This is a genomic window from Kitasatospora sp. NPDC059648, assembly GCF_042734825.1.
In the GTDB taxonomy this organism is placed as follows: Bacteria; Actinomycetota; Actinomycetes; order Streptomycetales; family Streptomycetaceae; genus Kitasatospora.
In genome coordinates this window covers 134,491-141,654 of the sequence record NZ_JBHWDU010000012.1, presented here as the reverse complement: position 1 = coordinate 141,654, position 7,164 = coordinate 134,491, and the positions used below count along the sequence as shown (strand labels likewise).

Here is a 7,164-nt window from a genome sequence, read left to right as displayed (position 1 = left end):
GATCGGTGGCGCAGGGCTGTCCGGGGGGTGATGCCGTGCGCCTCCGACGTCTACAGAAATGTAGACGGTCAGTGGCCGGTGAGTCCAGCCGTCCGGCGGCGCGTCCGCGCGGACAGGGCCAGGGCGATCGCCATCAGCACGGCCAGGGCCAGGCTGACCGGGCCGGTGCCCAGGCCGAGGCCGCCGCGGTCGGCGCCGACGCCCAGCCAGTCCGCGAACGAGGCGCCCAGCGGACGGGTCAGCACGTACGCCCACCAGAACCCGGCCACCGGGCCCACCCAGCGGGCCCGCGCCGCCACCGCCGGAACGGCGATCAGCACCGCGAAGCCCAGGCCGGCCACCAGGTAGCCGAGGTCGAGGGTGGCCGCCGTCAGGTCGCCCAGCGCGGTGCCGAGGGCGAAGGTCAGCAGCACCGCCGCCCAGTAGAACAGCTCCCGGCGCAGCCCGATCACCCGGTCGATCGCCAGCGAGCCCTCCACCAGGTGCCAGAGCAGGAACAGCGCCGCCAGCGCCGCCGCCAGCGCACCGGCCGACAGCGCGTACGGGACGCCGAGCGCGACGTGCGCCACGTCGGCGACCATCGTGCCGAACACGCTCACCAGCACGACCACCGCCCAGTACAGCCCGGGCACGCAGCGGCGGGTGCGCAGCTGCACCAGGAGGGCGACGGCCAGCAGCAGCCCGGCGGCGGCCACCGCCAGCACCGGGTCGAAGGTCTTGGCGAGGAAGTCCGAGAGGGTCTCGCCCATGCCGGTGGTCAGTACCTTCACCACCCAGAACCAGCCGTCCACCACGGGGACCTTGCTGGCGGCCCGGACGTCACCGGGCGTGGTGTCACCGGGCGTGGTGTCACCGGGCGTGGCGGGGCCGGGCGTGGCGGGGCCGGGCGCGATCGGCGCGTACGAGTGGGCCACCTCAGCCCTCCGAGCCGTCGACGACGGTGTTGGAGGTGAGCTGTCCGTCGATGCCGTCCACCGTCACCAGGTGGCGCACGCCGTCCTGGCCGACGACCGTCACGGCCCAGGCGGCGCCGCCACCCTGCGCGGTGACCCGGTGCAGCGACTCGGCGCGGCCGCCGGGGACGGCGGCCTGGGCCTTCTCCAGGGCGGCGGAGGCGGCGAACGGGGGCAGCGGGGCGGGCGCCCCGCCGTGCTGCTGCCCTCCGTGGCGGCCGCCGTTGCCGTGCGCCTGTCCGTTCCCGTGGCCGTTCCCCTGCCCGTTCCCGTCCTCGTTCCCGTGGCCGTTCTCGGAGCGGGCCGCTGCCTCGCGGTACCCGTGCTCGTGGCCGCGCCCGCGCTCCCCGTGGCCCTCGTGCGCCGCCGCGGCGACGGCCAGCCCGCCCCCGGCGAGCAGTGCCACCGCCGCCACCGAGGCGGCTATCCGGCGCTCCCGTCCGCCCGCCCAGGCGCGCAGCCGCTCGGCGCGCCGGCGCCGGGGCGAGAGCGGCGGCACCTCCGCGACCTCCGGCTGCTCGCCGGTGAGCGGGGTGCCGGCCTGCGGGGTGGTGGACGACAGGGGGTCGGTCATCGGGCGTACTCCTTGCCTCGGATTGCCTCGTGCGGCTGCTGCGCTCAGCGCCGGGCCCGGTACCGCCCGGGCCGCGCCCGGCGATCATGGCGGACCGTACCTGAACCTGCGCTTAAGCCGGGTCCGGCCCTCTCAGGTGAGCCTGGCACCCTGAACGGATGCACATACTCGTCGTGGAGGACGAACACCGGATGGCCACCGCGCTGCGGCGCGGACTGGAGGCCGACGGACACACCGTCGACACCGCCCACAACGGCCCCGAGGGCCTCGCCCTCGCCGAGCGCCACCCCTACGACGTGGTCGTCCTCGACATCATGCTGCCCGGCCTCAACGGCTACCGCGTCTGCGCCCGGCTGCGCGCGGGCGGCTGCCGGGCCGGCATCCTGATGCTCACCGCCAAGGACGGCGAGTGGGACGAGGCCGAGGCCCTGGACACCGGCGCCGACGACTACCTCGCCAAGCCCTTCTCGTTCGTCGTGCTGCTCGCCCGGCTGCGCGCCCTGCACCGGCGCATCGACCGGCAGCGCCCCCGGCTGCACACCCTCGGCGACCTGGTGCTGGACGCCAACGCCCGCACCTGCACCCGGGCCGGCACCCCCACCCACCTGACCGCCCGCGAGTTCGCGATCCTGGAGCACCTGGCCGCCCGGGCCGGGACGGTGGTCTCCAAGCGCGAGATCCTCGACCACGTCTGGGACGCCGACCACGACGCCGACCCGAGCATCGTCGAGGTGCACGTCCACGCCCTGCGGCGCAAGATCGACGCGCCCTTCGGCCGGGCCGCCCTGCAGACCATGCGCGGCGCCGGCTACCGCCTCGACCCGGCGGGCGGCTGAGGTGCCCGGACCCCCGCAGCTCCGGCACGTCCTCCGCCGACGCCCGCAACCGCCGTACGCGCTGCGCCGGTTCGTCCCCCGTACGGTACGGGCCCGGGCCACCGCGGCGGCCGGTACGGTGCTGGCCGCCGCACTCGCCCTGGCCGGGGCCGGGCTGCTCGTCGCCGTGCGCGCCGACCTGGTCGCCTCGGCCGCCTCCGCGACCCGCCAGCAGGCCGAGTCGGTCGCCCAACTCGCCGTCCAGGGACGGCTGGCACCCGTCCTGCACCCCGCCCACGGCACCGACTTCCTCCAGGTCGTCGACGCCCGCGGCGCCGTCCTCGCCGCCAGCCCCAACCTGGCCGGCCGCCCCGCCCTGACCACCGCGCGGCGCACCGGCTCGCACACCACCGACGAGGTCGACCCGCTGTTCGAACACCACCGCCAGCGGCTCGCCGCCGTCACCGCCGACACCGCCGACGGGCCGGTCACCGTCTACGCGGGCGCCTCGCTGCGAGCCGCCGACGAGGCCATGGACATCACCCAGGCCGGGCTGGCCGTCGCCTGCCCGCTGCTGCTGCTCACCGGGGTGGTGGTCACCTGGAAGGTCACCGGGCAGGCGCTGCGCCCCGTGGAGGCGATCCGGGCCGAGGTCGATGCCATCACCGGGCAGGACCTGCACCGCCGTGTCCCCGAACCCGGCACGGCCGACGAGATCGCCCGGCTCGCCGCCACCATGAACGCGATGCTCGACCGGCTGGAGGCCTCCGGCCGCCGACAGCGGCAGTTCATCGCCGACGCCTCGCACGAACTCCGCAGCCCCCTCGCGGTGTTGCGCACCCAGCTGGAGGTGGCCGACACCCACCCGGATCCGGCGGTCCGCGCCGAGCTGGTGCACGGCGCCCTGGCGGACACCGACCGGCTGCAGAACCTGGCCACCGACCTCCTGCTGCTCGCCCGGCTGGACGCCGGCGGCACCGACGACCGCCCCCGCCGGCGGATCGACCTCACCGACCTGGTCGCGACCACCGTCCTCGCCCGCCCGTCCGGCCCGCACCGCCGCACCACCGACCTCGCCCCCGGGGTCGCCGTCGACGGCATCCCGCTCTGGCTCGGCCGACTGCTCACCAACCTGCTGGACAACGCCGAGCGCCACGCGGCCGGTACCGTGCACGTGCGCCTGGGCACCGACCCGGCGCGCGGCCTCGCGCTGCTGGACGTGGAGGACGACGGCCCCGGCATTCCGCCCGCCGACCGCGAGCGGGTCTTCGAACGCTTCACCCGCCTGGACGACGCGCGCTCCCGCGACCACGGCGGCACCGGCCTGGGCCTGCCGATCGCCCGCGACATCGCCCGTCACCACCACGGCACCCTCACCGTCACCCCGACCCCGACCGGCGCCCGGCTCACCGCGGCGATCCCGCTGGCGGTCGACGGCTGAGGGTCCGGGCTCCGCCGGCCACCAGGGCGGGCGGCGTGCCCCGCAGGCCCTATGCTGCGGGCATGCCGAGTGAGCTGCGAACTCTTCGAGCCGACGCCGACCCCGCCTTCATCCGGCGGGAGACGGAGCTGACGCCCGTTCCCTTCGTGCCCGAGATCCGCCTGCACATGGCCCAGGACGCCATCGCGCTGTGGGAGACCACCGAGCGCGAGCGCGGCCGGGACGGACTGCCCCCGCCGTTCTGGGCGTTCGCCTGGGCCGGCGGGGTGGCGGTCGCGCGCTACGTGCTGGACCACCCCGAACTGGTCGACGGGCGCGCGGTGCTGGACATCGCCGCCGGATCCGGACTGGTCGGGGTGGCGGCCGCGCTGCGCGGGGCGACGGAGGTGCGCGCGGCCGAGATCGACGCCTACGCGGTGGCCGCGATCGAGCTGAACGCCGAGGCCAACGGGGTACGGGTGGAGGGTGCGCTGGTCGACCTGGTGGACGGGGACGGCGCCCCGGCCGAGGTGGTGCTCGCCGGGGACGTCTTCTACGAACGGGCCATGGCCGCCCGCTTCCTGCCCTTCCTCGAACGGGCCGCCGCCCGCGGCGCCACCGTGATCGTCGGCGATCCGGGCCGTGCCTACCTGCCCCGCGAGCGGTTCACCGCCGTGGCCGCCTACCAGGTGCCGGTGGTGGCGGACCTGGAGGACGCCTCGGTCAAGACCACCACCGTGTGGCGCCTCGGCTGACCGCCCACCACGCCGTCCACGGCGCGGAATTGCCGGCGGTGCGGCCGAACGCCCTGCTAGACAGGCCGACATGACCAGGAAGATCGTGCTGCGCGCCGCCGTGCCCGGGGAGATACCCGCCCTGCTCGCCCTCTGGGCCCGCGCCGCCAAGGGCACCAGCATCACCGACGACGCGGCGGGCGTGGCCGCGCTGCTCGCCCGCGACCCCGACTGCCTGATCGTCGCCGCCGCGGCGGACGACCCGGCCACCCCGCTCGGCACCGTCATCGCCGGGTGGGACGGCTGGCGCTGCCACCTCTACCGCCTCGCCGTCGACCCCGGGCACCGCCGCCGGGGCATCGGCGCCGCCCTGCTCGCCGCCGCCGAGGAGCGCTTCGTCGCACTCGGCGGCCGGCGCGCCGACGCGATGGTGCTCGACGACAACGCCCTCGGCCACCGCACCTGGCAGGCCGCCGGCTACCGGCCCGAACCCCAGTGGAGCCGCTGGGTCAAGCCGCTGGGCGGCGAGCACGCCTGACCCCGCTCGGTCAGGCCGCTTGCGGACGGCGACAGGACCTTCCGCCGCGACGCGCCCGCCGCCGGCCCGCACCCATGCCTCGCCATCCACGTCCCGACACCCATGACCCTGCTGCCCGGCGGGGTCATGCACAACGCCGCGCCCGGCTTCTTCCGGCTCTGCTTCACCGCCCGCCCGCCCGGCCGAGGACGTGGTGGACGCGGTGCGGCGGACGGCCGCCGCGCTCGGCAAGCTGAAGTGACGGAGGGCGCGCGGCCCCCGGAGCGGGTGCCCGGGGGCCGCAGGTCCGCCGTCCTCGGGGCTCAGCCGCGCAGGCGGGCCAGCCAGGCCTCGACCTCCTCGGAACCGCGCGGCAGGCCGGCGGAGAGGTTCTCGTTGCCGTCCTCGGTGACCAGGATGTCGTCCTCGATCCGGACGCCGATGCCGCGGTACTCCTCCGGCACCGTCAGGTCGTTCTCCTGGAAGTACAGGCCCGGCTCGACGGTGAGCACCATGCCCGGCAGAAGCGTGCCGTCGACGTGCTCCTCGGTGCGGGAGTGGGCGCAGTCGTGGACGTCGATGCCGAGCATGTGGCCCGTCCCGGCCAGGGTGAAGCGGCGGTGCAGGCCCAGCTCGTACACCTTGTCGGCGGTGAGGTCGCCGAACAGGCCCCAGGCGGTGAGGTGTTCGGCGAGCTCGCGCTGGGCGGCGTGGTGGAAGTCGCGGAAGTCCGCGCCCGGCCGGACGGCGGCGATGCCGGCCTCCTGGGCGGCGTGCACCGCGTCGTAGACCTTGCGCTGGATGTCGGTGAAGCGGCCGGAGACCGGCAGGGTGCGGGTCACGTCGGCGGTGTAGAGCTCGTTGGTCTCCACGCCGGCGTCGAGCAGCAGCAGGTCGCCGGGGCGGGCCTGGCCGTTGTTGCGCACCCAGTGCAGGGTGGTGGCGTGCGGGCCGGCGGCGGCGATGGTGCTGTAGCCGACGTCGTTGCCCTCCAGCCGGGCCCGGACGAAGAAGGTGCCCTCGATCAGCCGCTCCGGCGTCGCGGCGTCCGTGCCGAGGACGCGCACCACGTCCTCGAAGCCGCGGGACGTCGCCTCGCACGCGTGGCGCAGCTGGGCGATCTCGAACTCGTCCTTCACCAGGCGCATTCCGGACAGGAAGACCTCGAACTCGGCGTCCCGCTCGGCGGTCGACCTGTCCCGGAGGGTCTCCTCCACCCCGGCGTCGTGCCCGCGCAGCACCCGGACCGGGGCGGTGGCCGCGGCCAGGTCGGCGCGCGCGGTGCGGACGTCCCGGCAGGGCAGGCCGAACAGCCGCTCGCTCTCGGTCAGGCTGTTGCGGCGCCCGTCCCACAGCTCGCCGTGGCCGTCCAGCCAGAACTCGCCGCTCTCGATGTCGGAGCGGTTGCGCAGGTAGAGCACGGCCCGGTGGCCGCTGTCCCCGGTGGGCTCCAGGACCAGCACGGCGTCCTGGGACTGGTCGCCGGTCAGGTAGACGTAGTCGGAGGAGGGGCGGAACGGGTAGTCGGTGTCGTTGGCCCGCACCTTGGCATTGCCGGACGGGACCACCAGCAGCTCGCCCGGGTAGGCGGCGGACAGCGCGGCCCGGCGGCGCTCGGTGTGGGCGGCCTGCGGGATCGGTTCCAGAGCGTGGCGCTCGGTGTCGGCCCAGCCGTGCTTCATGCTCTCGGCGAGTTCCTCGGTCACTCCGCGCGTGAGGCCGTTCTTGCGGTACTTGATGGGCGGGGTCGACGCGGTGGGCTGGGCGGGATCGGTCACAGCGGACTCTCCAGAGGGGGATACGGCGCACCGTCGCGCCGACCTGCCGGGTACGTAACAAGCGTTGTGTACCGTATATCGAACGGGGTCCGAAGAGAAGGGGCCGGTGCCGACGGGGCGCCGCACGGGAAGTCGGCCCGGCCGACTCCTGCGCGGGAACAGCGTGCAGGGAGTCGAGGCGCCGGGGAGGAACCCGGCACAGCCGGAATTCGCTCTGGCCGCAGCATGGTCGAGGGGGCGCACACAGCGGCGCGGGGGGGGGGGGGGCAGGGACAAAGCCACCCCCACCCCCCCGTCCACGCGCCCCCCGTGAACGCGTACGCTGTGAAAAATAAAAAAAAAAAAAAAAAAAAAACCAACAAAAAAAAAAAAC

Annotated in this window: 7 protein-coding genes; 4 read left to right on the top strand and 3 right to left on the bottom strand. The window is 75.1% G+C overall.

Annotated elements, in window-relative coordinates:
• Window positions 1-68 precede the first annotated feature (68 nt).
• Window positions 69-914 (bottom strand): hypothetical protein, encoded by an 846-nt coding sequence (locus tag ACFV1W_RS10835; protein ID WP_380415117.1) that lies wholly within the window; start codon window positions 912-914, stop codon window positions 69-71.
• 1 nt (window position 915) lies between these two features.
• On the bottom strand, window positions 916-1,527 hold the full coding sequence (locus ACFV1W_RS10830; RefSeq protein ID WP_380415115.1) for a hypothetical protein: 612 nt from the start codon (window positions 1,525-1,527) through the stop codon (window positions 916-918).
• Between the two features lie 158 nt (window positions 1,528-1,685).
• Between ACFV1W_RS10830 and ACFV1W_RS10825 the strand changes: the two genes are divergently transcribed.
• From ACFV1W_RS10825 to ACFV1W_RS10810, 4 genes are all read left to right on the top strand, one after another.
• The gene (locus ACFV1W_RS10825) at window positions 1,686-2,363 is read left to right on the top strand and encodes a response regulator transcription factor (RefSeq protein WP_380415113.1); all 678 of its coding nucleotides are present in this window, start codon (window positions 1,686-1,688) and stop codon (window positions 2,361-2,363) included.
• A 1-nt stretch (window position 2,364) separates the two neighbouring features.
• Window positions 2,365-3,783 (top strand): sensor histidine kinase, encoded by a 1,419-nt coding sequence (locus ACFV1W_RS10820; protein WP_380415111.1) that lies wholly within the window; start codon window positions 2,365-2,367, stop codon window positions 3,781-3,783.
• A 62-nt stretch (window positions 3,784-3,845) separates the two neighbouring features.
• A complete protein-coding gene (locus ACFV1W_RS10815; RefSeq protein WP_380415109.1) occupies window positions 3,846-4,517 on the top strand; it encodes a class I SAM-dependent methyltransferase in 672 nt (223 codons plus the stop codon).
• Window positions 4,518-4,587: 70 nt separating this feature from the next.
• A complete protein-coding gene (locus tag ACFV1W_RS10810) occupies window positions 4,588-5,034 on the top strand; it encodes a GNAT family N-acetyltransferase (RefSeq protein WP_380415107.1) in 447 nt (148 codons plus the stop codon).
• 302 nt (window positions 5,035-5,336) lie between these two features.
• Here ACFV1W_RS10810 and ACFV1W_RS10805 read toward each other — a convergent pair whose 3' ends face one another.
• A complete protein-coding gene (locus ACFV1W_RS10805; RefSeq protein ID WP_380415105.1) occupies window positions 5,337-6,791 on the bottom strand; it encodes an aminopeptidase P family protein in 1,455 nt (484 codons plus the stop codon).
• Window positions 6,792-7,164: the final 373 nt, after the last annotated feature.

Bases quoted from the DNA above. Each gene is read 5' to 3' on its own strand.
- ACFV1W_RS10830 (WP_380415115.1), bottom strand. From the start codon at position 1,527: ATGACCGACCCCCTGTCGTCCACCACCCCGCAGGCCGGCACCCCGCTC.
- ACFV1W_RS10815 (WP_380415109.1), top strand. From the start codon at position 3,846: ATGCCGAGTGAGCTGCGAACTCTTCGAGCCGACGCCGACCCCGCCTTC.
- ACFV1W_RS10810 (WP_380415107.1), top strand. From the start codon at position 4,588: ATGACCAGGAAGATCGTGCTGCGCGCCGCCGTGCCCGGGGAGATACCC.
- ACFV1W_RS10825 (WP_380415113.1), top strand. From the start codon at position 1,686: ATGCACATACTCGTCGTGGAGGACGAACACCGGATGGCCACCGCGCTG.